Source organism: Pseudomonas sp. S2_B10 (assembly GCF_054668425.1).
Map to the genome: position 1 here is coordinate 5,224,502 of NZ_CP162768.1, position 23,951 is coordinate 5,248,452.

At 61.4% G+C, this 23,951-nt stretch carries 24 protein-coding genes; 8 read left to right on the forward strand and 16 right to left on the reverse strand.

Annotated features, from left to right (window positions below; translation table 11 throughout):
• Positions 1 to 73 precede the first annotated feature (73 nt).
• On the reverse strand, positions 74 to 1,000 hold the full coding sequence (locus AB4O45_RS23295) for an alpha/beta fold hydrolase (RefSeq protein ID WP_460160609.1): 927 nt from the start codon (positions 998 to 1,000) through the stop codon (positions 74 to 76).
• A gap of 21 nt (positions 1,001 to 1,021) precedes the next feature.
• Positions 1,022 to 2,476: a flavin-containing monooxygenase gene (locus AB4O45_RS23300; RefSeq protein WP_460160610.1), complete on the reverse strand. Its 1,455-nt coding sequence runs from the start codon at positions 2,474 to 2,476 to the stop codon at positions 1,022 to 1,024.
• A 188-nt stretch (positions 2,477 to 2,664) separates the two neighbouring features.
• Between AB4O45_RS23300 and AB4O45_RS23305 the strand changes: the two genes are divergently transcribed.
• The 3 genes from AB4O45_RS23305 (at position 2,665) to AB4O45_RS23315 (ending at position 5,890) form a co-directional block, all read left to right on the forward strand.
• Entirely contained in the window at positions 2,665 to 3,738 is a 1,074-nt protein-coding gene (locus AB4O45_RS23305; protein WP_150742763.1) for a diguanylate cyclase, read from the forward strand.
• Positions 3,739 to 3,946: 208 nt separating this feature from the next.
• On the forward strand, positions 3,947 to 5,185 hold the full coding sequence (locus AB4O45_RS23310; protein WP_460160611.1) for a M20/M25/M40 family metallo-hydrolase: 1,239 nt from the start codon (positions 3,947 to 3,949) through the stop codon (positions 5,183 to 5,185).
• A gap of 402 nt (positions 5,186 to 5,587) precedes the next feature.
• Positions 5,588 to 5,890 (forward strand): hypothetical protein, encoded by a 303-nt coding sequence (locus AB4O45_RS23315; protein WP_056784599.1) that lies wholly within the window; start codon positions 5,588 to 5,590, stop codon positions 5,888 to 5,890.
• A 105-nt stretch (positions 5,891 to 5,995) separates the two neighbouring features.
• Here the strand turns inward: AB4O45_RS23315 and AB4O45_RS23320 are convergent, their stop codons facing one another.
• The 8 genes from AB4O45_RS23320 to AB4O45_RS23355 form a co-directional block, all read right to left on the reverse strand.
• The gene (locus AB4O45_RS23320; RefSeq protein WP_024012471.1) at positions 5,996 to 6,865 is read right to left on the reverse strand and encodes an isocitrate lyase/PEP mutase family protein; all 870 of its coding nucleotides are present in this window, start codon (positions 6,863 to 6,865) and stop codon (positions 5,996 to 5,998) included.
• A 154-nt stretch (positions 6,866 to 7,019) separates the two neighbouring features.
• The gene (gene astA, locus AB4O45_RS23325) at positions 7,020 to 8,054 is read right to left on the reverse strand and encodes an arginine N-succinyltransferase (RefSeq protein WP_041478621.1); all 1,035 of its coding nucleotides are present in this window, start codon (positions 8,052 to 8,054) and stop codon (positions 7,020 to 7,022) included.
• A gap of 49 nt (positions 8,055 to 8,103) precedes the next feature.
• A complete protein-coding gene (locus tag AB4O45_RS23330) occupies positions 8,104 to 9,120 on the reverse strand; it encodes an arginine N-succinyltransferase (protein ID WP_460160612.1) in 1,017 nt (338 codons plus the stop codon).
• Positions 9,121 to 9,238: 118 nt separating this feature from the next.
• Positions 9,239 to 10,588: an APC family permease gene (locus AB4O45_RS23335; protein WP_076567476.1), complete on the reverse strand. Its 1,350-nt coding sequence runs from the start codon at positions 10,586 to 10,588 to the stop codon at positions 9,239 to 9,241.
• Positions 10,589 to 10,642: 54 nt separating this feature from the next.
• On the reverse strand, positions 10,643 to 11,395 hold the full coding sequence (locus tag AB4O45_RS23340) for an N-formylglutamate amidohydrolase (protein WP_252887676.1): 753 nt from the start codon (positions 11,393 to 11,395) through the stop codon (positions 10,643 to 10,645).
• Positions 11,379 to 12,710, reverse strand: coding sequence for a type I glutamate--ammonia ligase (locus tag AB4O45_RS23345; protein ID WP_460160613.1), 1,332 nt, complete (start codon positions 12,708 to 12,710; stop codon positions 11,379 to 11,381). The genes AB4O45_RS23340 and AB4O45_RS23345 overlap by 17 nt, the downstream gene beginning before the upstream one ends.
• A complete protein-coding gene (locus AB4O45_RS23350; protein WP_252869191.1) occupies positions 12,707 to 13,351 on the reverse strand; it encodes a cysteine hydrolase family protein in 645 nt (214 codons plus the stop codon). The genes AB4O45_RS23345 and AB4O45_RS23350 overlap by 4 nt, the downstream gene beginning before the upstream one ends.
• 2 nt (positions 13,352 to 13,353) lie before the next feature.
• Positions 13,354 to 14,208 (reverse strand): MurR/RpiR family transcriptional regulator, encoded by an 855-nt coding sequence (locus AB4O45_RS23355; RefSeq protein ID WP_095179557.1) that lies wholly within the window; start codon positions 14,206 to 14,208, stop codon positions 13,354 to 13,356.
• Between the two features lie 318 nt (positions 14,209 to 14,526).
• Here AB4O45_RS23355 and AB4O45_RS23360 point away from each other — a divergent pair, with 318 nt between their 5' ends.
• Both AB4O45_RS23360 and cobF read left to right on the forward strand, forming a co-directional pair.
• Positions 14,527 to 15,096, forward strand: a complete 570-nt coding sequence (locus AB4O45_RS23360) for a histidine phosphatase family protein (RefSeq protein ID WP_305383117.1) — start codon at positions 14,527 to 14,529, stop codon at positions 15,094 to 15,096.
• Complete coding sequence (gene cobF, locus AB4O45_RS23365) at positions 15,096 to 15,851, forward strand: precorrin-6A synthase (deacetylating) (RefSeq protein ID WP_460160614.1); 756 nt, start codon at positions 15,096 to 15,098, stop codon at positions 15,849 to 15,851. Before AB4O45_RS23360 ends, cobF begins: the two co-directional genes overlap by 1 nt.
• Positions 15,852 to 16,069: 218 nt before the next feature.
• Here cobF and AB4O45_RS23370 read toward each other — a convergent pair whose 3' ends face one another.
• The 3 genes from AB4O45_RS23370 to AB4O45_RS23380 are packed head-to-tail and all read right to left on the reverse strand — an operon-like array spanning position 16,070 to position 18,650.
• Positions 16,070 to 17,251: an acetyl-CoA C-acetyltransferase gene (locus AB4O45_RS23370; RefSeq protein WP_460160615.1), complete on the reverse strand. Its 1,182-nt coding sequence runs from the start codon at positions 17,249 to 17,251 to the stop codon at positions 16,070 to 16,072.
• Positions 17,252 to 17,262: 11 nt separating this feature from the next.
• Positions 17,263 to 17,928, reverse strand: a complete 666-nt coding sequence (locus AB4O45_RS23375) for a CoA transferase subunit B (RefSeq protein WP_016774134.1) — start codon at positions 17,926 to 17,928, stop codon at positions 17,263 to 17,265.
• Positions 17,929 to 17,951: 23 nt separating this feature from the next.
• Positions 17,952 to 18,650, reverse strand: coding sequence for a CoA transferase subunit A (locus tag AB4O45_RS23380; protein ID WP_016774135.1), 699 nt, complete (start codon positions 18,648 to 18,650; stop codon positions 17,952 to 17,954).
• A 295-nt stretch (positions 18,651 to 18,945) separates the two neighbouring features.
• Between AB4O45_RS23380 and AB4O45_RS23385 the strand changes: the two genes are divergently transcribed.
• Positions 18,946 to 19,881 (forward strand): LysR family transcriptional regulator, encoded by a 936-nt coding sequence (locus AB4O45_RS23385; RefSeq protein WP_252869194.1) that lies wholly within the window; start codon positions 18,946 to 18,948, stop codon positions 19,879 to 19,881.
• A gap of 44 nt (positions 19,882 to 19,925) precedes the next feature.
• Here the strand turns inward: AB4O45_RS23385 and AB4O45_RS23390 are convergent, their stop codons facing one another.
• Positions 19,926 to 20,543, reverse strand: coding sequence for a DNA-3-methyladenine glycosylase family protein (locus tag AB4O45_RS23390; RefSeq protein ID WP_252869195.1), 618 nt, complete (start codon positions 20,541 to 20,543; stop codon positions 19,926 to 19,928).
• 58 nt (positions 20,544 to 20,601) lie between these two features.
• Positions 20,602 to 21,684, reverse strand: coding sequence for a bifunctional transcriptional activator/DNA repair enzyme AdaA (locus tag AB4O45_RS23395; RefSeq protein WP_460137883.1), 1,083 nt, complete (start codon positions 21,682 to 21,684; stop codon positions 20,602 to 20,604).
• A gap of 109 nt (positions 21,685 to 21,793) precedes the next feature.
• On the opposite strand from AB4O45_RS23395, the gene AB4O45_RS23400 reads away from it, so the two are divergent.
• Complete coding sequence (locus tag AB4O45_RS23400; protein ID WP_460137884.1) at positions 21,794 to 22,225, forward strand: VOC family protein; 432 nt, start codon at positions 21,794 to 21,796, stop codon at positions 22,223 to 22,225.
• Here AB4O45_RS23400 and AB4O45_RS23405 read toward each other — a convergent pair.
• Positions 22,207 to 23,325, reverse strand: a complete 1,119-nt coding sequence (locus AB4O45_RS23405; RefSeq protein WP_460160616.1) for a carboxylate-amine ligase — start codon at positions 23,323 to 23,325, stop codon at positions 22,207 to 22,209. The genes AB4O45_RS23400 and AB4O45_RS23405 overlap by 19 nt on opposite strands.
• A gap of 161 nt (positions 23,326 to 23,486) precedes the next feature.
• Here AB4O45_RS23405 and AB4O45_RS23410 point away from each other — a divergent pair, with 161 nt between their 5' ends.
• Positions 23,487 to 23,762: a hypothetical protein gene (locus tag AB4O45_RS23410; protein WP_423523379.1), complete on the forward strand. Its 276-nt coding sequence runs from the start codon at positions 23,487 to 23,489 to the stop codon at positions 23,760 to 23,762.
• The last annotated feature ends 189 nt before the right edge of the window (positions 23,763 to 23,951 follow it).

Sequence of the window (23,951 nt, forward strand, 5' to 3'; positions counted from 1 at the left end):
TCCCCTGAGGCATTCCCACGCAGAGCATGGGAACGATCAGTTGCGCCACCTGGGGCATTGCGAATATCCATGTTCATCGCTGTCGTTCCAGAAACTCCCCGTACAGCCGCGCGGTATTTCCCGGCTGTTCGACCATCGGCATGTGCCCGACGTGATCCCACACATCCACTTCGAGATTGGCGATGCCTTTGCTCCACACCGGCACGCTGCTGACGTCGATCAGGCGATCCTTGCGTCCCCAGAGCAACAGCGCCGGGCATTGGATCTCGGCCAGTTTCGGCTCCATCGGCGGGCTGGCGCGGAAGTCGCGGAAGATTTCTTCGAGCTCGTCACGTTGTTGCTCGTAGCGCTGGGCGAAGGCGTCCAGCACCAGCTTCGGCACCCACGGCGGCGACTCCATGGTCATCGCGTAGAAGCGCTGGAATTCTTCGCGGGAGTTGATCAGGAACGGGTTGTGCCCGCGCGCCAGATGGCGCTCCATGTCGCTCGGCTCCGGTGCGGTGACGCCGGCCGGGTCGATCAATGCCAGCGAGGCGATTCGCTCCGGATAGGTCGCTGCCAGCCACGCGGCAATGTAGCCGCCCATGGAGTTGCCGATGACGTGGACTTTCTCTACGCCGCAGACATCGAGCAGCTGAATCATGCGTTTGGCCTGAACCGCAATGTCGTAACCGCCGCCAGCCTTGAAGCCAGTCTCACCGTGGCCGGCCAGATCCGGAATGATCACCCGATACTGACGGACGAAGTGCCGGGCGCAGCGCAGCCAGAGGTTTTTGTCGGCGCTGAAGCCGTGCAGCATCAGGATCGCGCTGGACGCCTCGTACGGCCCGCCTTGCCAGGTCGACACGGTCATCTCGGCGATCGGCACTTCGATCTTGTGCAATTTGTACAACCTGGCCTCGCTGGCCATGGCCAGGTCGTACAGCCAATGGCCGACCGCCGGGTAACTCAACCAGCTCCAGGCCACGAAAACCGCGAGTGCGACAAACAGCAAAAGCATCGACGTCTTCCTTTTACGTGTTCAGGACAAAATATGGTCGGCCGGTTTCAGCGCCCGGGTCAGCAGGTGATAGCTGAAACTGAAGCCGGGAAACATCGCGATCACATGACCGCTCTTGCTCTGGTACCAACTGTGGCAACCACCGGACTTCCACACCGTGCGCTGCATTTCCCGGTGGATCATTGCAGTGTAGGTACGTTCTGCGTCACGGCGCACTTCGATGCTGTGCAGGCCTTTGGCCCGTACGGTGCGGATGCAGTCGAGGATGTAGTTCATCTGCGATTCGATGATGAACAGTGCCGAGGTGTGGCCAATGCCGGTGTTCGGCCCGGTGACGATAAACAGGTTGGGGAAATCCGGCAGGCTGGTGCCGAGGTACGCGCGCGGGTATTCGGCCCAGACATCTCTGAGTTGCACCGCGTTTTTGCCGCTGACCGGGTAGGAAATCACCCCGTCGGTGGCGTCGTAACCGGTGGACCAGACGATCAGATCAACATCGAGATGCTCACCGTCCACGGTGTTGATCCCGCTTTCGTCGATCGAAGCGATGCCGTGCTCGCGACTGTGCAACGTGACGTTGGCGCGGCTCAGCGCCGGGTAGTACGTGCTGGACACCAAAACGCGTTTGCAGCCGATGGTGAAGTCCGGAGTGAGTTTTTGCCGCAGCAGCGGGTCCGGAACCTGGCGCTTGAGAAAACGCAGCGCATGTTGTTGGACCAGATGAATCGCCGGTCTCGAGTATTTGAAGGCGATCACCCGGGTTTCGAATTGCCAGTAGATCAGCCAGCGCAGCAGCTTGTACGCCGGCTTCAGACCGAGCAGCCAGCGTTGGAAACGGCCGAATTTGCGATCGGCACGCGGCAGCACCCAATGCGGCGTGCGCTGGAATACATGCAGGTGTTCGACTTGTGGCGCAATCGCCGGGATCACCTGCGCGGCGCTGGCACCACTGCCGACGATCGCCACGCGTTTACCGCGATAGTCGTAGCTGTGATCCCAATTGTTTGTGTGAAAAGTCTTGCCTTGAAAGCGATCCATCCCAGGAAAGTTGGGGATGACCGGCTGACTCAACGGCCCGGAAGCGTTGATCAGGAATTGGGTTCGGAAAGTACCTCTGGCGCGGGTGTGCACCAACCAACGCTTTTCCGCTTCGTCCCATTCGACCCGCTCGACATCGGCCCCCAGCTCCACGCGGTCGCGCAAACCGAACTGCTCGATCAGCTGTTCGGTGTAGCGACGCAGTTCCGCCTGTTCGGCGAACATCTGCGACCAGCGGTAGGGCGCGAATGACAGCGAATACAGCGGCGACGGCACGTCCACCGCTGCGCCGGGGTAGGTGTTCTGGCACCAGGTGCCGCCGAAAAAATCGCGTCGCTCGAGAATGCGAAAGTCGTCGATTCCGGCCTTGAGCAGGTTGACCGCCGCGCACTGGCCGCCGAAACCGCTGCCGATGATCAACACAGCGTAGGTATGCATGTGCCCCCTTTTTATAGTTGTTTTTCCATTTCCCCTCTTTCATTTATAGCCAACTCTGGGCCGCGCGTGCGGCGCTGATAGCGCTCTATTCAGGCCGCTGGCCGGTGATGGCTATTTAACGGCGCCCTGATAGACTCCGGACACATCCTTGTCGGGATGTAACCATGCATCGCGCGGTCGAGGCCCTTATGGGAAATACGCGAGGAAAGGGACTTTCACTGGCCAGGAGGCTGTACAGGTCGCGGGTGTTCGGGCTGCTGCTCGGGCTGATGTGTGTCAGCGTGGCGATGCACGCGCTCGATCCGCCGCTGTGGGTGTGGGGCCTGATGCTGTTCAACGGCCTGGTCTGGCCGCATCTGGCCTTTCTATGGGCGCGAAGCTCGAGCGTGCCGTTTCGCGCCGAACACCGCAATTTGCTGATCGATGCATTCATGGGCGGCTTCTGGGTCGCCGCCATGCAGTTCAATCCCTTGCCCAGCGCTACCACGATTTCGATGATGGCGATGAACAACGTCGCCATCGGTGGCGGGCGTTTTTTGCTGGCGGGCACGGCGGCACAGCTATTCGGTATGGGCGTGGGGCTGGTGGTGTTTGCTCCGGCGTTCATTCCACCGACATCGCCGCTGCAGCTGTACGCCTGTTTGCCGTTGCTGTTGCTGTATCCGCTGGCGCTGGGCTGGATCTGCTTTCGCCAGGCCTCGACTCTCGGTCGGCACAAGCGCGAGCTATTGGCGTTGAGTCGCACCGATAGCCTGACCGGCCTGCTCAATCATGGCGCGTGGAAGGATCAGCTGAACCTCGCGTTCCAGCGCTGCAAACGCCAGCAGCAGGGCGCGGCGATTGCGCTGATCGACATCGACCACTTCAAAGCGATCAATGACACCTATGGGCATGTCGCTGGCGATATCGTCCTGCGCCAGTTGAGCAAACTGCTCAAACAGAATCTGCGCGCCACGGATGTGGCGGGGCGCTATGGCGGGGACGAGTTCTGCGTGATTTTGCCGGAGCTGCCACTGTTCAACGCGGCTCAGGCCATGGAAGCCTTGCGCGAGCGTTTTGCGGTGATGGGCTACGAGCAGAACCCCGCGTTGAAGGTCAGTCTGAGCATTGGCCTGGCCGCGTACGACCCGAGCCATGCCGACGCCACGCGTTGGCTGGATGAGGCCGATCAGGCGTTGTACGAAGCCAAGGCCAGTGGGCGCAATCGGGTGATCTGCAACAGCGACAACAAGCCGAGGCAGGCGCTGCTGGATTCGGTCTGACGGGCGAGCTGATACCTGTGGGAGCGAGCCTGCTCGCGAAAGCGCTGGGTCAGGCGGTATCAATATCGTTTGCCACGACGCCTTCGCGAGCAGGCTCGCTCCCACCGGGGTATGTGTTGTCGGTTAGATCAGTGTCGCATTCGCTATAGAGCCTTGCGCCGATGTCGGTTACGGTTGAAGTCCCCCGACACGAAACAAGGACTGCTTCATGACGTTCTCATTTCCCCGCTCTCTGCTGGCCGCCAGTCTCGGTCTGTCCCTGGCGTTCTCGGCCGTAAGCGCTTGCGCCGAACCGCACAAACAAGTGCTCGCCGATGCCGAGCAGTATCAGCCCGAAGCCCTGAAAATGTTGGAGCGACTGGTCAATATCGACTCCGGCTCAGGTTATGAGCCGGGCCTGAAACAGGTCAGCGACATTGCCATCGATGAACTGAAAAAACTCGGCGCCACCATCGAACTGGTGCCCAACACCCCGGAAAAATCCAACCACGTGCTGGCCACGCTCAAAGGCACGGGCAAAGCGAAGATCCTCCTGATGGCGCACATGGACACGGTGTTCAAGGAAGGCTCCGCCGCCGAGCGGCCTTTCCACATCAAGGACGGCCGCGCCTACGGGCCGGGTGTGATGGACGACAAGGGCGGCATCGTCGCCGGCATCTACGCATTGAAAGTGCTGAAGAACCTCGACTTCAAGGATTACGCGCAGATCACCTTCCTGCTGGATGCCAGCGAAGAAACCGGCTCGGACGTCGCCACCGACCTGATCAAGAAAACCGCCAAACAGCACGACGTCACCCTCAACCTCGAACCGGGGCGCCCGGCCGATGGCCTGGTGGTGTGGCGCAAGGGCAGTGCGACGGCGCTGGTCGAAGTCAAAGGCAAGGCCGCCCACGCCGGCGTCGCGCCAGAGTTGGGCCGGAACGCGGCGATGGAAGCGGCGCATCAGATTCTGCAACTGGGCAAGCTCGGTGACGAGGCGAAGAAGACCACCATCAACTTCACCGTGCTCAAGGCCGGCGATCGCACCAACGTGATTCCTGATCAGGCCACGGCCAAGGCGGATGTGCGCGCGGCAGTGCCGGAGGAATTTGATCGCATCGAGAAGGATCTGGCGCGGGTCTCGCAGGACAAGTTGATTGCCGATACCGAAGTGAAAACGTCCTTGCAGCGCGGTTTGCCGCCGATGCCACAAACGGCCGAGTCGGATCGCCTGATGGCCATGGCCCAGGGAATTTACGGCGAGATTGGCCGCAAGCTGACCGAGGAGGGCAGTGGTGGCGCGGCGGATGCCAGTCTGTCCGCAGGCGTAGGGACGCCGACGCTGGATGGCTTCGGCATTGTCGGCGGCAATATTCACACGCCTGAGGAATATGCCGAGGTGGCGAGCGTGGCGCCGCGGATTTATTTGTTGTCACGGATGATCATGGAGTTGGCCAAGCCGCGGTGATGGGGTTTGCGGTGTGACGAGGCCGGGCGGGGTGCCAGAGAAATCGGCCCCTCACCCTAACCCTCTCCCGGAGGGGAGAGGGGACTGACCGCGTTGTTTGTGGTCCATGTGGCAACCGCCAGATCAAGTTGAATTCAAATTCGCATTCAACGCGATCTCTCACGTCGGCGTAGATCCAGAGCATCCCCCAATCAGTCCCCTCTCCCTCTGGGAGAGGGCTAGGGTGAGGGGCTTTTGTGGGAAAAGTGGCAGTCGAGGACGGCGCACAAAAAATACCGAAAAGTCCGACAGAAGCTCTCGTTGCGGCCGTCGGGCGCGGCTCTTATAGTCTCGGTTCGCAGATAACCCTGCGACGATCTTGGCCGGTCGAATACAGAACCTGACCTTTCTGGAGTGAACTCTATGACCGACCAAGTAATGCCGCGCTATCTCCCCATCGACACCTACGACGCCGAATCGCCGGTGCTCTTCATCAATACCCACACTGAACTCAGCGACATGGCCGCCTGTGCGATGCACCGGTTTTTGGTCGTGCGCGATCTGGCCGACACTTTCGCCAGCCTCAACCTCAAGGGCATCTCCGATTGTGATCTGACGCGGGTGACCAGCGCGGTTCATCTGCTGATGCGCGAGGGCTGTGCGATTTTGAATGTGATTCAGGCGCGGGCGGCGCAGCGGGAGGAGGGGTATAAGACGCCGGTTTAGCGGTGCCGCAATAGACGCTTTCGCGAGCAGGCTTGCTCCCACAGGGGACCGCATTTCAACTGTGGGAGCGAGCCTGCTCGCGAAGGGGCCGGTGCAGCGTGTGCATCACTCCTTGACGCTCATGTACTCCTTGGCCCAGAGAATGTATTCCTCCGGCTGGGTATAGGTGTGGGTCAACTCGGTCGCGCTCAGGTCGGCGGCCTGGGTGAAGATCTGCCGCTGTTCGCGCAGGCTGTCGTAGGTTGCTTTGATCGCGGCGAAGTAGGCGCCATGGCCGTCGATGGTCACGCGCACGCCCAGTTCGGCCAGGCGTTTGTCGTCGCGCAGGGCCGGGTTGCCGTAGGTGACCAGCATTAGCGGCACTGTGAGGTGCTCGGCGATTTGTTCCAGTTGATCGAAGTCCTGCACGCCGACCATGCAGATACCGTCAGCGCCCGCCGCCTGATATTGGCGGGTGCGGCTGATGATTTCCTGATTCGGCAGAATGCCGGCGTTGGTGCGGGCGATGATGGCCATCTCGGTGTCGACCCGGGCTTCCAGCGCCGCGCGGATCTTGCCGACGCCTTCGGCCACGGTGATCAGGTCGGTGGATTTGCGCCCGAATTGCGCGGGCAGCAAGGTATCTTCGATGGTCAGTGCAGCGACGCCAGCGCGTTCCAGTTCGACGATGGTGCGCATCACGTTAAGAGCGTTACCGTAGCCGTGGTCGGCGTCGGCGATCACTGGCAATTGGGCGACGCGGCCAATGCGCGTGGCCTGTTCGGCGAATTCGCTGAGGGTGATCAGGGCGAAGTCCGGCGCGCCAAGCACCTGCAGGGAGGCCACGGAACCGCCGAGGATACCCACTTCAAAACCCAGGTCAGCGGCGATGCGGGCGGACATCGGGTCGAACACCGAAGCCGTGTGGTAGCAGGTGTCGGAGGCCAGCAGCTGACGGAAGTTACGGCGCAAATCTTGATGGGAAAGCCTGGTCATACGAGTTCCACCAATACATAAGGAATGGAAGGGCTTGAGCAAAGGTGTCAACGCCGAAGAGTGAAAAGGCTATCACGCGAATGGGTCAAGAATCATGACGAATTTGCGCGGCAGGACTGGCGGCTGAAAGGTTTAATCTCCCGTGCTGGAAATATCAGGCCGCCACGGCATGTTGCTGTTGATGGGGCAGGAGCACTGCGCGCACTGAATTGCCCGGCTGAAGTTGCAGGCGTTTGGCGGTGAGACGATCGACAACCAGGCTGTTGCCCACCAGTCGACCGGGGGCCACGGTGATACGGCAGTTTTCCAGCCGGCGGTTGTGAATCAGCCATAGCGGCGCCTGCTCGTCCGGGGTGCCGAGGCTCAGGGTCAGTTCGAGGCTGTCGCGCACCGTGCGGATGCTGCGGATCGGCGCTTCGATGACCGGGCCACCGTCGAAAATGTCGATATAGCCTTTGTGCGTGAAGCCCTCGGCCTGAAGAATCTTCAACGCCGGCTGGGTGTTCGGGTGAGTCTGGCCTATTGCCGCCTGCGCCTGTTCGGTGAGCAGGCAGGTATACAGTGGCTGGCGCGGCATCAGTTCGGCGATAAAGGCTTTGTTGCCCAGGCCGGACAAGTGATCGGCGTGGGTGAAATCCATCTGGAAGAAGTGCCGGCCGAGGCTGTCCCAAAATGGCGAGCAACCGTTTTCATCGGCACTGCCTCGCAGTTCGGCGATCATCTTCTCGCCAAACAGATGCGGAAATTCGGCGACGAACAGCAGACGACCCAGCGACAACAGGCGGCCATTGCTGCCGTTGCGCTGGTCATGGCGCAGGAACAGCGAGCACAGCTCCGATTGCCCGGTCAGTTCGTTGTTGAGGAACAGCGTCGGGATCTGCCGCTGAATGCCCAGGTCCGGCGCCGAACTGACGGTCACCCCGAGCCGGTAGTTGTACCAGGGCTCGCGCAAGCCAACGGCGCCGGCCATCGCGCTGACACCGACCACGCGCTGCTCATCATCCTCGAGGACAAACAGGTAATCGGCATCGGCGCGCTCCACCTGTTCGGCGAACGCCCGTTGCGCCCAGCGCACCCGGTGCGCAAGTCGGTCCTCGTTGGCCGGAAGGGTGGTGAAACCTGGTCCAGCCTGTTCGACGAGGGTCATCAAGGCTGGCAGGTCGCTGACTTTTACCGGACGGACAATCATGCTCCAACTCCTTTGGCGTACCGATTCAGGCGCGGATGGCTAACGCGGCTCACAGAGCGACCAGCCGTATCGAGCTGCCTTCGCTGACTTTCAGTGCCGCGCAGATGGCGGGCGTCAGGGGCAGCGGTTGATCAGGGTGATAGTCGAGTTCGGTGACAATCGCGCGGTAGTCATGCAGGGCGTCGTTGCTGAGCAGGTAACGGCCACGGGCGTCGGTCGATACTTGTTGGCGGACAATGGCGGTCTGGCTGCCAGCGATCGAGCGAATGTTTGCGGTACGCGCATACAGGGTCGGGCCGGCGTCGAACAGGTCGATGTAGCTGTTGGTTTCGAAGCCTTCCCGCGCGAGGATGTCGAACGCTTCCTGGCCGTCCGGGTGCACGCGGCCGATGCAATCCTGCGCCGCTTGCGGCAGCATCGGCACGTAGATCGGGTATTGCGGCATCAGTTCGGCGAGAAACGTGCGGCTCTGCAACCCACACAGGCGCTCGGCTTCCGCGTACGGCAGGTCGAAAAAGTGCTTGCCCAGCGCATCCCAGAACGGCGAGTGACCCTGCTCGTCGCTGTAGCCGACGATTTCGGTGATCACCGCTTCGGAGAACCGCTGTGCATGCGCAGCAATGAACAGCAGGCGCGCTCGCGACAACAGTTCGGAAAACGGCGTACGCACCAGCGCGGCGTCAATGTGGAAACCGCGCAGCAAGGTATGCCCGCTGAGGTCATGGCACAGTGACAACGCCGGCACGCCGTGCTCGATGTTCAACTCCCGCGAAGTGCTGGTGAAATGGCGGTTGCGCAGGCTGTAGAACGGCTCCTTGAAGCCGGCGGTGGCAAGGATTTCCGAGCAGCCGACCAATTGCTGGCGTTCGAGATCTTCCAGTACAAAGAAATAGTTTTCCGGCCCCTGGGCTGTGGCGGCGCTGTCGAGAGACGCGCACGACGCGGCGATTTTTTCGCGCAGGTGTTCGCTGTCATCCGGCAGCGAAGTCACGCCGATCAGGCTCTCGCGGGCCAGGCGCTGTAGCTGGGGCAGATCATTCTGCTCGACTGGGCGTAAGACCAGCATGGATGTACTCCTGTATCAAAAGATTCGGCCCATTCGCCGAACCTGACTATCACTGTCGGTTTCCACGCGTTGAATCGGCGGTCGCCTGATTTGTTGTCAGACGCCGCTCTTTTTCTTGTCAGCCTTTGCTCGGATCGGGCAGCGCTGTACTGGCGCCGAGCTTGTTGAGAAAGAACAGGTACACAAGGCCAAGGGCAATCCAGATCAGGCCGAGTTTCTGCGCATCGACGCCCATGTTGTACATGATGGCGGCGACGATGATGAAGCCGATCACCGGGCAGAGCAGATGGCGCACAAACTGCCCCGACTTCTGCCGACGCCAGTAGTGGTTGATCACCGTCAGGTGCAGCAGCATGAAACCGCTGAGGGCGCCGAAGTTGATCAGCGAGGTGAGGATGTCGACCGCGTCGATGAACAGGTAGCAGATCAGCAGCGACAACACGGCCACCAGATAAATGCTCAGGTACGGCGTGTTGTGTTTCGGGTGGACCTTGGCCAGCACCTTCGGCAGCTTGCCGTCGCGGGCCATGCCGAACAGCAGACGCGAGACGGCGGCCTGCGAGGTGATTGCCACGGCCACGCCCCAGGCCAGCGCCGTGGCGACGGCGGTCAGAGTCGCCAGCCAGCTGCCAGCGGCGATTTCAGCGATTTCATAGAACGCGGTGTCGGCGGATTTGAAGCCCATGCCCGCCGCCAGATCGGTGGCAATCCACGTCTGTACGACGAAAATCGTGCCCATCACCGCCAGGGTGATCAGCGCTGCCTTGCCGACGCTGCGGCCCGGATCTTCCTTGATTTCTTCGGCGAGGGTGGAGATCGCGTCGAAGCCGAGGAACGACAGCACGGCGATCGACACCGCTTGCATCAGCAGGGCGAAGTTGAAGGTTTCCGGGTGATACAGCGGCGCCAGCGTCAGCTCACCGTTACCGCCACCGTTGTGCAGGGCGTTCCAGGCGTAGAACAGGAAGATGCCCAGCACCACCAGTTGTGCCAGCAGGAACAGCATGTTCATCCGCGCGGTGAAGGTGATGCCGCGCAGGTTGACGAATGTTGCGCTGACCAGAAACGCCAGAATGAAGCCGACCTTGGGGATGTCCGGGTACAAATGGTTGAGCGCCATCGCCGAATACAGGTACAGCAGCGGCGGAATCAGCAGGTAATCGAGCAGCATCAGCCAGCCAGCGATGAAGCCGACGTGTTGATTAAGGCCGCGCTGGGCGTAGGAATATACGGAGCCGGCAACCGGAAAGGCCTTGGCCATGCTGCCGTAACTCAGGGCGGTGAACAGCATCGCCACCATGCCGATGATGTACGCCAGCGGCACCATCCCCGGTGCTTCGGCGTTGACGTAGCCATACACACCGAACGGGGCGATGGGGATCATGAAGATCATCCCGTACACCACCAGATCGGTCAGCGTCAGGCTACGTTTCAACTCTTGCTTGTAGCCGAATTCTTCAATTTCCATGAAGCGCAACTCCTTGTCAGCCATCGGTCGGTTTATGTTTTATCGGTCCATCGTTTACAGCAAAGGTGCGAGGTAACCTGCCCAGCGCGAGACCGCTTCGGGGCTGCGCAGCAGATCATTGCGCACCTCGATCAGCACCGCCTCAAGGCCCCGGGCATCGCCGTGCACCGGCACGGTCATGTCGCCCAAGGGATCAATTCTGTACGGCTGGTTGCCCGCCACCTTCAGCGGATGCACTTGCAGCCCGTCGAGCAAACGCAGGGCATAGTCCCGGGCCTGGCCGAACAACACGCCGACTTCCAGTGGTCGCGGCTGGCCGTAATACACCGGGGTGAAACTGTGAATACCGACTACACGCACCGGCCGGCCTTTTGCAATGCGTTCATCGATCAGCGTCTGCAAGCGCGCATGAAACGGCTTGAACAGCGTTTGCCGGCGGTACTCGCGGGTTGCTTCGTCGAGTTCGCGATTGCCAGGTATCGGATAGATCTCGCTCTGCAACGGAATGCTGTCCGGCGCATGGCGCGGGCGGTTGAGGTCGATCAGCAGCCGTGAGTAATTGGCGCTGAGCAACGTGGCGCCGAGTTGTTCCGACAACTGTTCGGCCAGTTGCAGCGCGCCGATGTCCCAGGCGATATGTTCGCGTGCGGCCGCCTCGTCCAGGCCCAGATTGTTCAGGGCGTCGGGGATGTATCGACTGGCGTGTTCGCACACGAGGATCAACGGATTCGTCGAGTCCTCGCGGCTCAGGGTGTAGACCGGGCGGGTGTATAACCCCAGCTCGGCGGATTCAGTACAGGCGTGCATAGTGCTCACACAGGTCAGCGGGCGAGAGCTGTTCCGTCAGCGCCAGTTCCTCGGTTTTCAGGGCGTAATACGTGTCGAGCAACGGCTTGGGCAGCCATTCATTGAAGGCTGCACTGTCACGCAGGCAATCCAGCGCCTGAGCCAGCGAGGCGGGCAGGGCGACGATGCCCCGGGCCTTGCGTTGCTCGTCGTTGAGTGAATCGGGAATTTCATCGGTGATCGCGCTCAGCGCCAGACGCTGTTCGATGCCCAGCCGCCCGGCAATCAGCAGCGCGGCCATGGCCAGATGCGGCGAGGCGGTGGCGTCCATGGCGCGGAATTCCAGGTTGAACTGCTGCGCGGCGGACTTGCCGCCCAGGGTCACAGTCGGGCAGATGCGCAGCGCCGCTTCACGGTTCTGCTGCCCCAGACACGCATAGGAGGCGCTCCAGTGGTGCGGCTGCAAACGCTGGTAGGACAGCGGCGTCGGCGCGGTGAACGCGCACAGCGCCGGTAGAAAATGCAGGACTCCGGCAGCCCAATGCTGACCGATGCTCGACAGGCCGTTGCTGGTGCCGGCGTCGTACAACATCGGCTGGCCGGCCAGGTCGAGCAGGCTGACGTGCAGGTGCACACCGTTGCACACCGCTTCGGCGGCAGTCTTCGGCGCAAAACTCAGGTCGAGGCCCATTTGCCGGGCGATTTCCCGGGTGATTTCGCGCACGTTGACCGCACGATCCGCCGCCGCTACGCCGAGAGTCGGGCGGCAGGTGATTTCGTATTGGTGCTTGCCGTATTCCGGCAGAAACATTTCCGGCTCGACGCCGCCGGCGCGCAGGGCACTGAGCAGCCAGCCGCCGAATTCGGCGCCCTGGCGCTGCGCTTCGAGAGAGAACGCCGCGTGTTCGGCAATGCCTGCGTGCAGGTTGAATTCATGTTCGAAGGCGGCGTTGACCTGCAACCCCAGCTCATCGTGATAGCGCTCGATTTCATCGCGCAGCAATGTGCGTGGGCAGGCGCCCCAGGCCTGGCCGTCGGTCTCGCGAATATCGGCGTGGATGAAATCCAGCACCGGTGCATTGGCGTCCGGGCCGCTGCCGACAGTGACGCGGCTGCTCAGATCCGGAATCAGCCGCAGATCGCCGTACGCGCCCCACGGACTGCTCGAGGCGATGATGTCCTGCGGCGTCAACGCGCTGTTGGCGGGGACCCAGCCGCAACCCGCCGCCTGGTAATGCTCCAGCTCATCGCTAGGAAACGAGCGGCCCCGGGTGATGCCGATCAGGTCGGTGGTGACCAGTGTGGTCATCGGCAACGGGGTCAGGCGCGGGCTCATGGCTGCATCTCCCGCAGACGACCGAGCACGGTGTCGGTGTCGGTGATCCAGCAGTAACCCTTGATCGCGTTGAGGCAGGCGTGATGGCGTTCGGCGCTGTAAGTGGCGCAGGCGTCTTCTACCAGCGTCACCAGATAACCACGGTCGGCGGCGTCGCGCACGGCCATGTCCACACATTGGTCGGTGACGATGCCGGCGATGATCAGATGCCGGGTTTGCAGATTGCGCAGCACGTAATCGATGTTGGTCGAGTTGAACACCCCGGAGGAGGTCTTCGGCAGCACGATTTCGTTTTCGGTCGGGGTCAGTTCAGCGATGACCTGAGCCTGCACGCTGCCCTTGGGCAAGTGCATGTCAGACAGTTTGTGATCCAGCGAGCGGTCGCGACCGTCGGCGGTCAGGCTTTCGATAATCGTGTGCAGCACGTTCTGCTGCGCCTGACGAAAGGCGCCAAGCAGGCGCTGTTGGTTGGGCACCACCTGGCTGCGCGTGCGCTGGAGAAAATACTCGGCATCCGCGCCGCTCAGGTGCGGGTCGAATTGCGGTTCGAGCCAGGCGCGCTGCATGTCCACCAGCAACAAAGCGGTGTGGTCGGTCGCAAACGGCAGGTCCCGTGGCGAGCGGTGGGGAAGGCTGAACATCCTTATTTGTCCTCCAGCAGGTGAGTCGCAAAATCGTTGCGCAGGGCATCGATGCCTTCCAGGCGATCGGCCGGGTCCGGCACGCGCAAGGTCAGGCAGGCAATCAACGCCTCGACCTGCGCCAGCGCCGGCACCATGGTGTCGAACGGCGACGCCGATTCCACCGGCGCGCTGATGATCAGGTCGGCCAATTCGCGCAGCGGCGAGGCGTAGACATCGGTGAACAACACCACTCGCGCGTTGTTGTTTTTCGCCGCCTGCGCAACGCGCAAAGCTTGGGTCTGGTAGCGCCGGTAGTCGAACACCAGCACCACGTCCTGACGTTGCAGGTCGAACAAGCGGTCAGGCAGCAGCGCGTTATCTTCCAGGGCGAAACAGCCGGGACGCAGCAGACGCAAATGGTTGAGCAGGTAATTGGCCAGCAGAATGCTGAAGCGGCCACCGAAACAGTAGACCTGATGGCGGCTGTCGAGCAGCCATTCCACGAGGATGCGCACGTCTTCAGGCTGGGTCAGGGCTTGGGTGTCGACCAGTAAACGCTGGCTGTCGGCCAGGTAATGCGCCCAGGCATCGTCCTTGTTCTGCTGCGAGCGCGGCTGCAACAGTGTGCGCGGTGAACGCAGGCGATGGTCCATGTCGCTGAGCAGGGCTTCCTGGAATTCGGCATAACCGCCGAAACCGAGCTTTTTCACCAGACGCACGATGGTCGGATCGCTGACACCGGCATGTTCGGCCAGTCGCGCCATAGGCCCGAGACCGTTGCGCGGATACTGATCAAGCAGGGCGCGAACGACTTTGCGCTCCGACGGCGTCAGGTCCAGGCCGGGATCGGTGATCAGGTCTCTGAGAGGGGGCATCCGGGCTCCTGCTGGATGGGGTGTCGAATTTGTTTCACATTCCGTTAAACGAGTATTTATGTAATGGGTGCTACATGTCTAGCTAAATTTTGTACAGGTTTTCTGAGCACTAAAAGTGTGCAAGGTGCCCGTGTAATAAGGGCTACGTCGAAGTAACGCGCTGTTGTAGTCCTTTGCCGATTGCTGTGTCAGACATTGCCTATCCCAAGCTCAGCGACGGGCCGGTGACAACCCTGAACGCCAAGGTTTTACGGCACAATGCGACGCGTATCGGCTGTGTGCCATTGTTTGTTTTATCTTTCGACCGAGAACCTGCTTGTGCCAAGTAGCCGTTTGACACTGATTTGCCATGCGCGAACCGTCGCACAGAAACTGGCGCGTTTTCCTACGGACGAGCCTGTTGAAGAGTTGCATTTAGCTTCTGACGCGTGGAGGGCGCGATTCGCCCCGCCACGGCGGCTGATTTGCGCGCCTGAGCTGCGTACCCGGCAAACGGCAGCATGGTTTGGCGTCGATGCGCAGATTGATCAAGCCCTGCGCGATTGCGATTGGGGACGCTGGCACGGGCAATCGGTCAAGGATCTGCAAGCCAATGAAAACCAGGCTGTGCAAGCCTGGCTGGCCGATCCTGAAGCCGCACCCCACGGCGGCGAATCGGTCAGGCAACTGACGCAGCGGGTCTCAATGTGGCTGGACTCCATCGCCGAAACCCCAGGACATGTAGTGGCAGTCACGCATCCGTTCGTCATGCGCGCGGCGCTGATGCAGGTGCTGCAGGGCGCAGCGTTCAATGCGATCGACGTCGAGCCACTGGCGATGATCGACTTGCGCTTCAATGGCATCTGGCGGCTACGCTTGCCGGGCATAGCCCTTGAAGAGGAATTCTGATGAAACAGCTGCTGGTCATCGGCATTGGCGCCGGCAATCCGGACTACATCACGATGCAGGCGGTGAAAGCGCTGAATCGGGTCGATGTGTTCTTTTTGCTGGATAAAGGCCAGAGCAAGCAGACGCTGATCGATCTGCGCCGCGAGATCTGCGAGCGCTACATCACCGACCACGCACATCGCTTTGTCGAAGCCAGCAGTCCGGAGCGCGAGCGCGGCGATGTCGACTACACAGCGAGCGTCGATGCACTGAACCTCGCCAAGCAGCAGACCTTCGAACGGCTGATCAATGAAGAATTGTCCGACGGCCAGTGCGGCGGATTCCTGATCTGGGGCGATCCGGCGTTGTACGACAGCACACTGCGGATTCTTCAGGCGATTCAGGCATCAGGCCGCTGTCAGTTTGAATACGAAGTGATACCGGGGATCACCAGCGTTCAGGCCCTGGCTGCGCAGCACAGAATACCTTTGAACACGATTGGTCGCTCAGTAGAAATCACCACAGGCCGGCGATTGGCGGCGGGGCAGGTGAGTGAAGCGGACAGTCTGGTGGTGATGCTCGATGCCGAAGATTCCTATCAGCAAGTGGCAGATCGGCAGACCGAGATTTTCTGGGGCGCTTACCTGGGCACGCCGGACGAGATACTGCTCAGCGGCCGGCTGGCGGAAGTGGCCGATGAGATCGAACGGGTGCGCAAGGCGGCGCGAGCGGAGCATGGCTGGATCATGGATACCTATCTGTTGCGCAAGCCTTGAGTGGTTGGCGCCTGATCAAGCGCTTTCGCGAGCAGGCTCGCTCCCACAGGGAAATGCGTTGCAGAATGTGGGGCGAGCCTGCCCGCGAAGGGGCCAGAACATTCACCACCGATTGTAGACAGGCAAAAAGAAACCCGGTGCAACGCAAATCGCACCGGGTTTTTTGTTGCCAGCCAACAGCGGATGTCGTGGATCCGCCGTCAACCTTGAACTCCGTATCAGCCGCGTTCCAGCGCCAAAGCCACGCCCTGACCGCCGCCGATGCACAAGGTCGCCAGACCTTTTTTCGCATCGCGCTTGAGCATTTCGTGCAGCAATGTCACCAGCACGCGGCAACCTGATGCGCCGATCGGGTGGCCGAGGGCGATGGCGCCGCCGTTGACGTTGACCTTGTCCAGATCCCATTGCAGGTCTTTGGCCACGGCCAGCGATTGCGCAGCGAACGCTTCGTTGGCTTCAATCAGGTCGAGCTGGTCGATGTTCCAGCCGGCCTTGTCCAGGCAGCGGCGGGTCGCCGATACCGGGCCGATGCCCATGATCGCCGGATCGACGCCAGCGTTGGCGTAGGCGGCAATCCTGGCCAGAGCCGGCAGGCCCAGCGATTTGGCTTTCTCGGCACTCATCAGAATCACGGCGGCGGCACCGTCGTTCAGCGACGAGGCGTTGCCTGCGGTGACGCTGCCGTCCTTTTTGAACGCCGGACGCAGTTTCGCCAGAGATTCTGCGCTGGTATCGCCGCGTGGCTGCTCGTCGACCTTGAACGCGACCGGATCGCCTTTGCGCTGCGGGATCAGGATCGGCGTGATTTCATCAACGAAGCGCCCGGCCTCGATCGCAGCGGCAGCTTTCTGCTGGGAAGCGGCAGCGAAGGCGTCCTGCTGTTCGCGGCAGATCTGGTATTTGTCGACCAGATTCTCGGCAGTGATGCCCATGTGGTAATCGTTGAACGCATCCCACAGGCCATCGCTGATCATGGTGTCGACGATTTGCGCGTGGCCCATGCGCAGACCGGTGCGCGCACCCGGCATGATGTAGTTGGACAGGCTCATGTTCTCCTGACCGCCGGCGATGATCACCTCGGCGTCGCCGCAACGGATCGCTTGCGCGCCCAGGTGCAAAGCCTTGAGGCCCGAACCGCAAACCTTGTTCAGGGTCATGGCCGGTACGGCGTGTGGCAGGCCAGCCTTGATTGCGGCCTGACGTGCCGGGTTCTGCCCGGCGCCAGCGGTGAGCACCTGGCCCATGATCACTTCATCGACCTGCGCTCCGTCGAGGCCGGTCTGCTCGAGCAACTGGCGGATCACCGCCGCGCCCAGGTCTACTGCGGATACATTGGCCAGGGAGCCCTGAAAACTGCCGATCGCGGTACGCGTGGCGGCAACAATGACGACGTCTTGCATTTTCGAATTCCTCACTGGGCAGCGAACTGCATTTCCGGTACGTGATCCGGGACGATCAGTTTACCAGCGGTTTTGGCGACGATTTCCTCAACACTGACGCCAGGTGCGCGTTCCTTGAGGACAAAAGCGCCATTTTCGATTTCCAGATAGGCGAGGTCGGTCAGCACGCGCTTGATGCAGCCGGCACCGGTCAGCGGCAGGCTGCACTTGGCCAGCAGCTTGGACTCACCGTCCTTGGACGCGTGGGTCATGATGACAATGATGTTGTCGGCGCCGGCCACCAGATCCATCGCGCCGCCCATGCCCTTGACCAGTTTGCCGGGGATCATCCACGAAGCGATGTTGCCTTCGACGTCGACCTCGAACGCGCCGAGCACGGTCAGGTCGACATGGCCGCCGCGGATCATCGCGAAGGATTCGGCGGAATTGAAGATCGACGCGCCGATCCGCGCAGTCACCGTTTGTTTGCCGGCGTTGATCATGTCGGCATCGATGGTTTCTTCGGTCGGGAACGGGCCCATGCCGAGCAGGCCGTTTTCCGATTGCAGCATGACTTCCATGCCTTCGGGGATGTAGTTGGCGACCAGGGTCGGAATGCCGATGCCGAGGTTCACGTAGTAGCCGTCCTGCATTTCGCGGGCGACGCGTTGAGCCATTTGTTCGCGGGTAAGTGCCATGTTGTTGTTCTCCGTAGGCCTGATTATTTGCGGATGGTGCGCTGTTCGATGCGTTTTTCGAACGTGCCGCAAATGACTCGATCGACGTAGATGCCCGGGGTGTGGATCTGCGTCGGGTCGAGTTCGCCGGGCTCGACGATTTCTTCGACTTCGACCACGGTGATCTTGCCGGCGGTAGCGGCCAACGGGTTGAAATTCTGCGCGGTGTGACGGTAAACGACGTTACCGAAATGGTCGGCCTTCCAGCCTTTGACGATGGCGAAATCGCCGGTGATGGATTCTTCCATCAGGTATTTGCGCCCCTTGAACTCGCGCACTTCCTTGCCTTCAGCAACCGGGGTGCCAACGCCAGTGGCGGTGAAGAACGCCGGAATGCCGGCGCCGCCCGCGCGCATTTTTTCGGCGAGGGTACCTTGCGGGGTAAGGATGACTTCGATCTCGCCCTTGAGCAGTTGCTCTTCAAACAGTTTGTTCTCGCCGACGTAGGAGGCGATGACTTTGCTGATCTGGCGGTCGGTGAGCAGCACGCCAAGGCCGAAACCATCAACGCCGCAGTTGTTGGAAACCACGGTGAGGTCACGGGTGCCCTTGCGCTTGATCTCGGCGATCAGGTTTTCCGGAATGCCGCACAGACCAAAGCCGCCGGCGATAACGGTCATGCCGTCTTCCAGCCCGGCCATCGCTTCCTCGTAGGAATACACACGCTTGTCGAAACCTGCCATAGGCACCTCTTTTATTATTTGCGGGCGGCTGGCTAGCCGAATGACTGGAGTGTCTCTCTGCTGGATATATTTGTTAAGTTGATTTTTAAGGTGGATTGATTGATAAATCTCACCAATACGCGTTCGGCGATGATCGTTCCCACGCTCCGCGTGGGAATGCCTCCAGGGACGCTCCGCGTCCAGTGACGCGGAGCGTCACGCGCTGCATTCCCACGCAGGAGCGTGGGAACGATCAGGGCCATCGCATCACGGCTTGCAGCTTGACGCTTGCCGCTCGCAACTGGAGCAAAGCGACATGACCATCAAACAGATCCGGGCCTTTCTCGCCGTGGCCCATAGCCTGAGCTTCGCTGTGGCCTGCGAGCGTCTGCATTTGTCGCAATCGGCGCTCAGCCTGACCATCAAGGCGCTGGAAGAGGGCCTGGGAGGGCGTCTGTTCAGCCGTAACACGCGTAACGTGGCGTTGACCCCGGAAGGCGAGTCCCTGCTGCCGCTGGCGCGCCGCTTGATCGCCGACTGGGACAACGCCGAAGACGAGATGCGCCAGCGTTTCAGCCTGCAACGCGGACGCGTGACGCTGGCGGCGATGCCGTCGTTTGCCGGCAATCTTCTGCCGCCGATTCTCAAGAGCTTCCGCGCGCGTTATCCGAACGTCAACGTGACGGTCAACGACGTGATCAACGAGCAAGTGCTGGAAATGGTCCGCGATCGTCAGGTTGAACTCGGCGTGGCGTTCGCGCCGATGCAGAGCACATCGATGACGTTCACGCCTTTGTATGTCGATCGTTTTGTCGCCGTGGTGCCGGCCGATTCAGCGCTGGCCGGTCGCGCCGACATCGATTGGCAGACCTTGCTGGAGCAACCGTTCATCACCCTGCAGCGGCCATCAACGGTGCGGGTGATGCTGGAAGAGCATTTGCAGGCGCGCGGAATGAAGTTGCCGGTGGAGTTCGAGAGTCATCAATTGGCGACCGTTGGCCGAATGGTTGCCAGCGGGCTTGGGGTCAGCGCGGTGCCGGCATTGTGCGCGGGGCAAATGTGCGAGCTCGGTGCGCATTGCCTGACCTTGAATGATTCTGTGGAGCGGGCGATTGGTGTGTTGACCGAGCCGGGCAATGACCTGTCGGCGGCGGCGCAGGCGTTATTCGAGATTCTCAAGGCTGAGGATTTGCAGCGACAGTTCGATTTTCCCCTCACCCTGGGAGCGCGGAAACAGAGCGCCGAACGCTGATTCAGTGTGGGAGCGAGCCTGCTCGCGAAGAACGATAATGCGGTCTAAGCCTTGGCCACGCGCCACAGATACCAGGCCGCGACCGTCCGATAAGGCTTCCACGCCTGGCCAATCCCGATCATCTGTTTGCGCGTCGGCTGCACCTCCAGTCCCTTCAAGCGCCGATATCCCTCACGTACGCCAAAATCATCCGCCGGCAGGATGTCCATGCGTTCGAGGCTGTAGATCAACAGCATCTCCACGGTCCAGCGGCCGACACCGCGCAAACTGGTCAGGCGTTCGATCAGGGTTTCATCGTCCATCGCCCGTGCAGTCGGGTAATCCGGCACCACGCCGTCCAGCGTCGCCTGGGCGATCCCTTGAATCGTCGCAATCTTGCTCGCTGAAAAGCCACAAGCACGCAGTCGCTCGACCTCAGTCGCGAGAATCTGCTCCGGGCGTGGAAACACCTGACCGGGAAACAACCCCACTAAACGCCCAAGGATCGCATCGCCGGCCTTGGCGTGCAGTTGCTGATAGGCAATCGCCCGTACTAGCGATTCATACGGGTCGCGCGCTGGATGTGGTTGATGCAGGCACGGGCCGACGGCGCTGACATGGCGCAGCCAATCAGCGTCTATCGCGGCCAGAAAAGCGCTGGCCATCTCATACGTGTCAGCCATGTTGCGGTGATACGGACGTACTCATCGAAATCCCTGTTTGCGCGTTGGATCGCATGGCTCAAAAAGCCAATTGTTGAGTCATTTGCAGCGCGGCGTTTTCCAGCCTGAGCAGGAACGCCTTGCGCGGTTGTCCGCCACCATAACCGGTCAGCGAACCGTCTGCGCCGATCACTCGGTGGCACGGCACCACGATCGACAGCCGATTGTGCCCGTTGGCCAGCCCGACGGCACGGCTGGCGCCGGGTTTGCCCAGGCCTGCCGCGATGGCGCCGTACGTGCTGGTGTGGCCATAGGGAATTTGCAGCAGCGCCGCCCACACCTCACGGGCAAAAGCGCTGCCGGGCAGGTGCAGCGGCACGCTGAACTGAGTGAGTCTGCCGGCAAAGTAATCCGCCAGTTGCACCTCGATCTGCTGCAAGTGGGCGTTATGCCCCGGTGCAATCGCGTAGCCGTTACGGTTTTGCAGCGCTTCAACTTCACGGGTCAGCGCCGGGCGATCGAGAAATTCCAACAACACCAGCCCACGGCGCTCGGCCATGGCGATCATTGGCCCCAGCGGCGTGGTCAGGCGGGTGAACAGCAACGGTTCACTATTGGCCGCGCGGCCCGGGGTGATGTGGAAGGACTTCTGAAACGCATCGCGAAAACCGCTGAGCGACTCGTAGCCGGAGTCGAACGCCGCGTGATCGATCGACGTGCCTTGCCTGATCCCGCCCAGGGCCATGCCGAGGCGCCGTGTGCGCAGCCAGGCGTGGAAGGTCATGCCAAAATGCTGCTTGAACCAGCGCCGCAGTTTCAGCGGTTCGATGCCCTCGGCGAGCAATTGCGCATCGCTCCAGCGCCGTTCGGGATCGGCGTCCACCGCGTTGAGCAGGCGCTGCACCCAGTCCGGGGCAATGGCTGCCGCGTCCAGCGGTTTGCAGCGCAGGCAGGCGCGATAACCGGCGCACAGGCATTCGTCGGCGTGGGCGAAGAATTCGACGTTCTCCGGTTTCGGCTTGCGCGCCGTGCAACTGGGGCGGCAAAAGATCCCGGTGGTTTTCACGGCGGTGAAGAATACGCCTTCATAGGCAGTGTCGCGCTCGAGCATGGCGCGAACCATTTCGGCGTGGGGCGGCAGGACAGCGGCTGGTATGTTCATGACGTGAGAGTAAATCCGCTTTGTCGATGGCTCCACCGAAAAATCGACAGTGAATTTTTTCCCTTGTGCAGCACAATGAGCGGGTCGCCGCTTTCGAGGAAGCCAACTCATGCATCCCTTTTCCATTCAGCACATCGATCATATCGTCCTGCGCGTCGCCGACCTGCAGTGCAGCATCGATTTCTACGCCAGGGTGTTTGGCGCCGAAGTGGTCAGGCATAACCAGCCGCTGGGGCTGGTGCACCTGCGGGCCGGTACGTCGATGATCGATCTCGTCGATTTGGCGGGCGAACTCGGGCGCAAGGGCGGCGGCGCCGCTGATGCGCACAAGCGCAACGTCGATCACTTCTGTCTGCGCATAGAGCCGTTCGACGAAGCCGCGCTCATCGCCCATCTGCAATCGTTCGGGCTGACCGTTGAACAAGCCGCCAGGCGTTTTGGCGCCGAGGGTTACGGCTTGTCGCTTTACTGTTTCGACCCGGACGGCAATCAGGTCGAACTCAAAGGCCCGTCCGAGAGCGATCAGCCAGCGGTTTCCTGAAGCAGCAGCTCGGCCACTTGCCCGAGGGCCGAGCGGCCGTTTTGCGGTTGTTCAGACGCCAGATTGAACAGCGCCAGTTGCCGATCGGCGCTGGTGCCGCTGTCGATGATCGTCCGCGCACGCTCGAACAGCTGCGCTGCACCCAGTATCTGCGCCGTCTCGGCAAAGCGCTGCTCGGCCAGTTCCAGCCATTGCGCGAGCGAACAGTCGCCGTCGATGCCTTCGACCAAATAGCGCCCATGAATTCCCAAGCGTTTGGCCCGCCAGCGATTTTCCTCCAGCATCGAACGTGCGGTCTGGTCATAGAGCAATCCTGGCCGCCGCTGCGCACTGGCGTGAGCCACCAGAACGCGAAAGAACGCCGCAAGGGTCAGCGCATCCTCGACCCGAGGGCAAGCGTCAGTCATACGCAGTTCCAGGGTCGGAAAACGCGCTGCCGGGCGCACGCCCCACCAACACTCGCCGGGCTGGCTGATCGCGCCGATACGCATGAGAAACGCCAAGTGTTCGTCGTAATGGCGCTGATCGACAAACAGCGGCGGGATGCCCATGCGTGGCCATTCGTCACTCGCGGTCTGCCGATAGCTCATGAAACCGCTGGCGGCGCCATCCCAGATCGGCGACGAACAACTCAGCGCCAACAGCAGCGGCGTCCACGGCAGGACTTCGTTCATCACGGCGATGCGATCCAGCGGCTCGATCACCTCGACGTGCACATGCAGCCCCGACAACACGCTGCGGCGGACAACATGGCCGTAGCGCTCGAACAGATGATGGAAATGTTCCTCGTCGGTCGGAACCTGCTCGCGCCAGTCGGCCAGCGGATGACTGCCGGCGCTGAGCACGCCCAGAGCAAACGGTTCAAGGGCTGCACCCAAGGCCTGACGGCTGCCACGGAGAAAATCGCCAGCGTGCACAAAGTCGCTGAACACCGGCGAAGCCACTTCGATCTGGCCCTGAAACATCTCCGTGGCAAACCACACACCCAGCGCCGCCCTGCAAGCCTCGATGGCCTGTGGGGGCGGACTGCCGACCATGCGCAGGCTCTGCAGGTCAGTGAGAAAGTACTCTTCCTCAATGCCGAATCGCGGGTGGCTCATGACGGTGCTCGAGCAAGTGGTTCTCTTGAGAACCGTGCGCCGTTGCGGTGGTTCACGCCAGGCGACCAGTGCCCCGCGAATGCACCGTTGGTCTTGTCCATTGCACTTGAGCGGCCGAGGCGTTTCCAAACAAGTCCGATCAACGTGTTCTGGAGGCAGACATGAGCAACCCATCCAGCAACGACAAAGCGCTTGAGCAAACCGTCAATGCCAACGACGACGGCTTCGCCATCGGCACGGCCGGGCGCGATGAAGACCCCAACGCCACCACCGACTGGGATGTCAGCCGCGATAACGAGGATGTCATGACGCCGGACGATACTCGCGGTCTGCCCGGTTATCCCGGCGCCGAAAAAAACAATCCTTCGAAACCCGTTGCCGACAGCAGCGTACCGGCCAACGGCGATCCATCGGTGCAGAACGACGGCGCTGATTGAGGTGGTCAGCAGTGGCAGGATAATGGCGTCGGTCGAACTTTTCTGATCCGGCGCCACTCTGAACCTGTCATAGGGTCGCAGTTCGACAGAAAAAACGCTTCGGCAGGCAGAAAAAGCCGCGTGGCGTGATAAATTCCCCCCACGTCGAGCCCACCCAGAATGGCCCCTGCCGGGTCCCACCAAGAGCGA

Bases quoted from the DNA above. Each gene is read 5' to 3' on its own strand.
- AB4O45_RS23295 (WP_460160609.1), bottom strand. From the start codon at position 1,000: ATGCTTTTGCTGTTTGTCGCACTCGCGGTTTTCGTGGCCTGGAGCTGG.
- AB4O45_RS23300 (WP_460160610.1), bottom strand. From the start codon at position 2,476: ATGCATACCTACGCTGTGTTGATCATCGGCAGCGGTTTCGGCGGCCAG.
- AB4O45_RS23305 (WP_150742763.1), top strand. From the start codon at position 2,665: ATGGGAAATACGCGAGGAAAGGGACTTTCACTGGCCAGGAGGCTGTAC.
- AB4O45_RS23310 (WP_460160611.1), top strand. From the start codon at position 3,947: ATGACGTTCTCATTTCCCCGCTCTCTGCTGGCCGCCAGTCTCGGTCTG.
- AB4O45_RS23315 (WP_056784599.1), top strand. From the start codon at position 5,588: ATGACCGACCAAGTAATGCCGCGCTATCTCCCCATCGACACCTACGAC.
- AB4O45_RS23320 (WP_024012471.1), bottom strand. From the start codon at position 6,865: ATGACCAGGCTTTCCCATCAAGATTTGCGCCGTAACTTCCGTCAGCTG.
- astA (WP_041478621.1), bottom strand. From the start codon at position 8,054: ATGATTGTCCGTCCGGTAAAAGTCAGCGACCTGCCAGCCTTGATGACC.
- AB4O45_RS23330 (WP_460160612.1), bottom strand. From the start codon at position 9,120: ATGCTGGTCTTACGCCCAGTCGAGCAGAATGATCTGCCCCAGCTACAG.
- AB4O45_RS23335 (WP_076567476.1), bottom strand. From the start codon at position 10,588: ATGGAAATTGAAGAATTCGGCTACAAGCAAGAGTTGAAACGTAGCCTG.
- AB4O45_RS23340 (WP_252887676.1), bottom strand. From the start codon at position 11,395: ATGCACGCCTGTACTGAATCCGCCGAGCTGGGGTTATACACCCGCCCG.
- AB4O45_RS23345 (WP_460160613.1), bottom strand. From the start codon at position 12,710: ATGAGCCCGCGCCTGACCCCGTTGCCGATGACCACACTGGTCACCACC.
- AB4O45_RS23350 (WP_252869191.1), bottom strand. From the start codon at position 13,351: ATGTTCAGCCTTCCCCACCGCTCGCCACGGGACCTGCCGTTTGCGACC.
- AB4O45_RS23355 (WP_095179557.1), bottom strand. From the start codon at position 14,208: ATGCCCCCTCTCAGAGACCTGATCACCGATCCCGGCCTGGACCTGACG.
- cobF (WP_460160614.1), top strand. From the start codon at position 15,096: ATGAAACAGCTGCTGGTCATCGGCATTGGCGCCGGCAATCCGGACTAC.
- AB4O45_RS23370 (WP_460160615.1), bottom strand. From the start codon at position 17,251: ATGCAAGACGTCGTCATTGTTGCCGCCACGCGTACCGCGATCGGCAGT.
- AB4O45_RS23375 (WP_016774134.1), bottom strand. From the start codon at position 17,928: ATGGCACTTACCCGCGAACAAATGGCTCAACGCGTCGCCCGCGAAATG.
- AB4O45_RS23380 (WP_016774135.1), bottom strand. From the start codon at position 18,650: ATGGCAGGTTTCGACAAGCGTGTGTATTCCTACGAGGAAGCGATGGCC.
- AB4O45_RS23385 (WP_252869194.1), top strand. From the start codon at position 18,946: ATGACCATCAAACAGATCCGGGCCTTTCTCGCCGTGGCCCATAGCCTG.
- AB4O45_RS23390 (WP_252869195.1), bottom strand. From the start codon at position 20,543: ATGGCTGACACGTATGAGATGGCCAGCGCTTTTCTGGCCGCGATAGAC.
- AB4O45_RS23395 (WP_460137883.1), bottom strand. From the start codon at position 21,684: ATGAACATACCAGCCGCTGTCCTGCCGCCCCACGCCGAAATGGTTCGC.
- AB4O45_RS23400 (WP_460137884.1), top strand. From the start codon at position 21,794: ATGCATCCCTTTTCCATTCAGCACATCGATCATATCGTCCTGCGCGTC.
- AB4O45_RS23405 (WP_460160616.1), bottom strand. From the start codon at position 23,325: ATGAGCCACCCGCGATTCGGCATTGAGGAAGAGTACTTTCTCACTGAC.
- AB4O45_RS23410 (WP_423523379.1), top strand. From the start codon at position 23,487: ATGAGCAACCCATCCAGCAACGACAAAGCGCTTGAGCAAACCGTCAAT.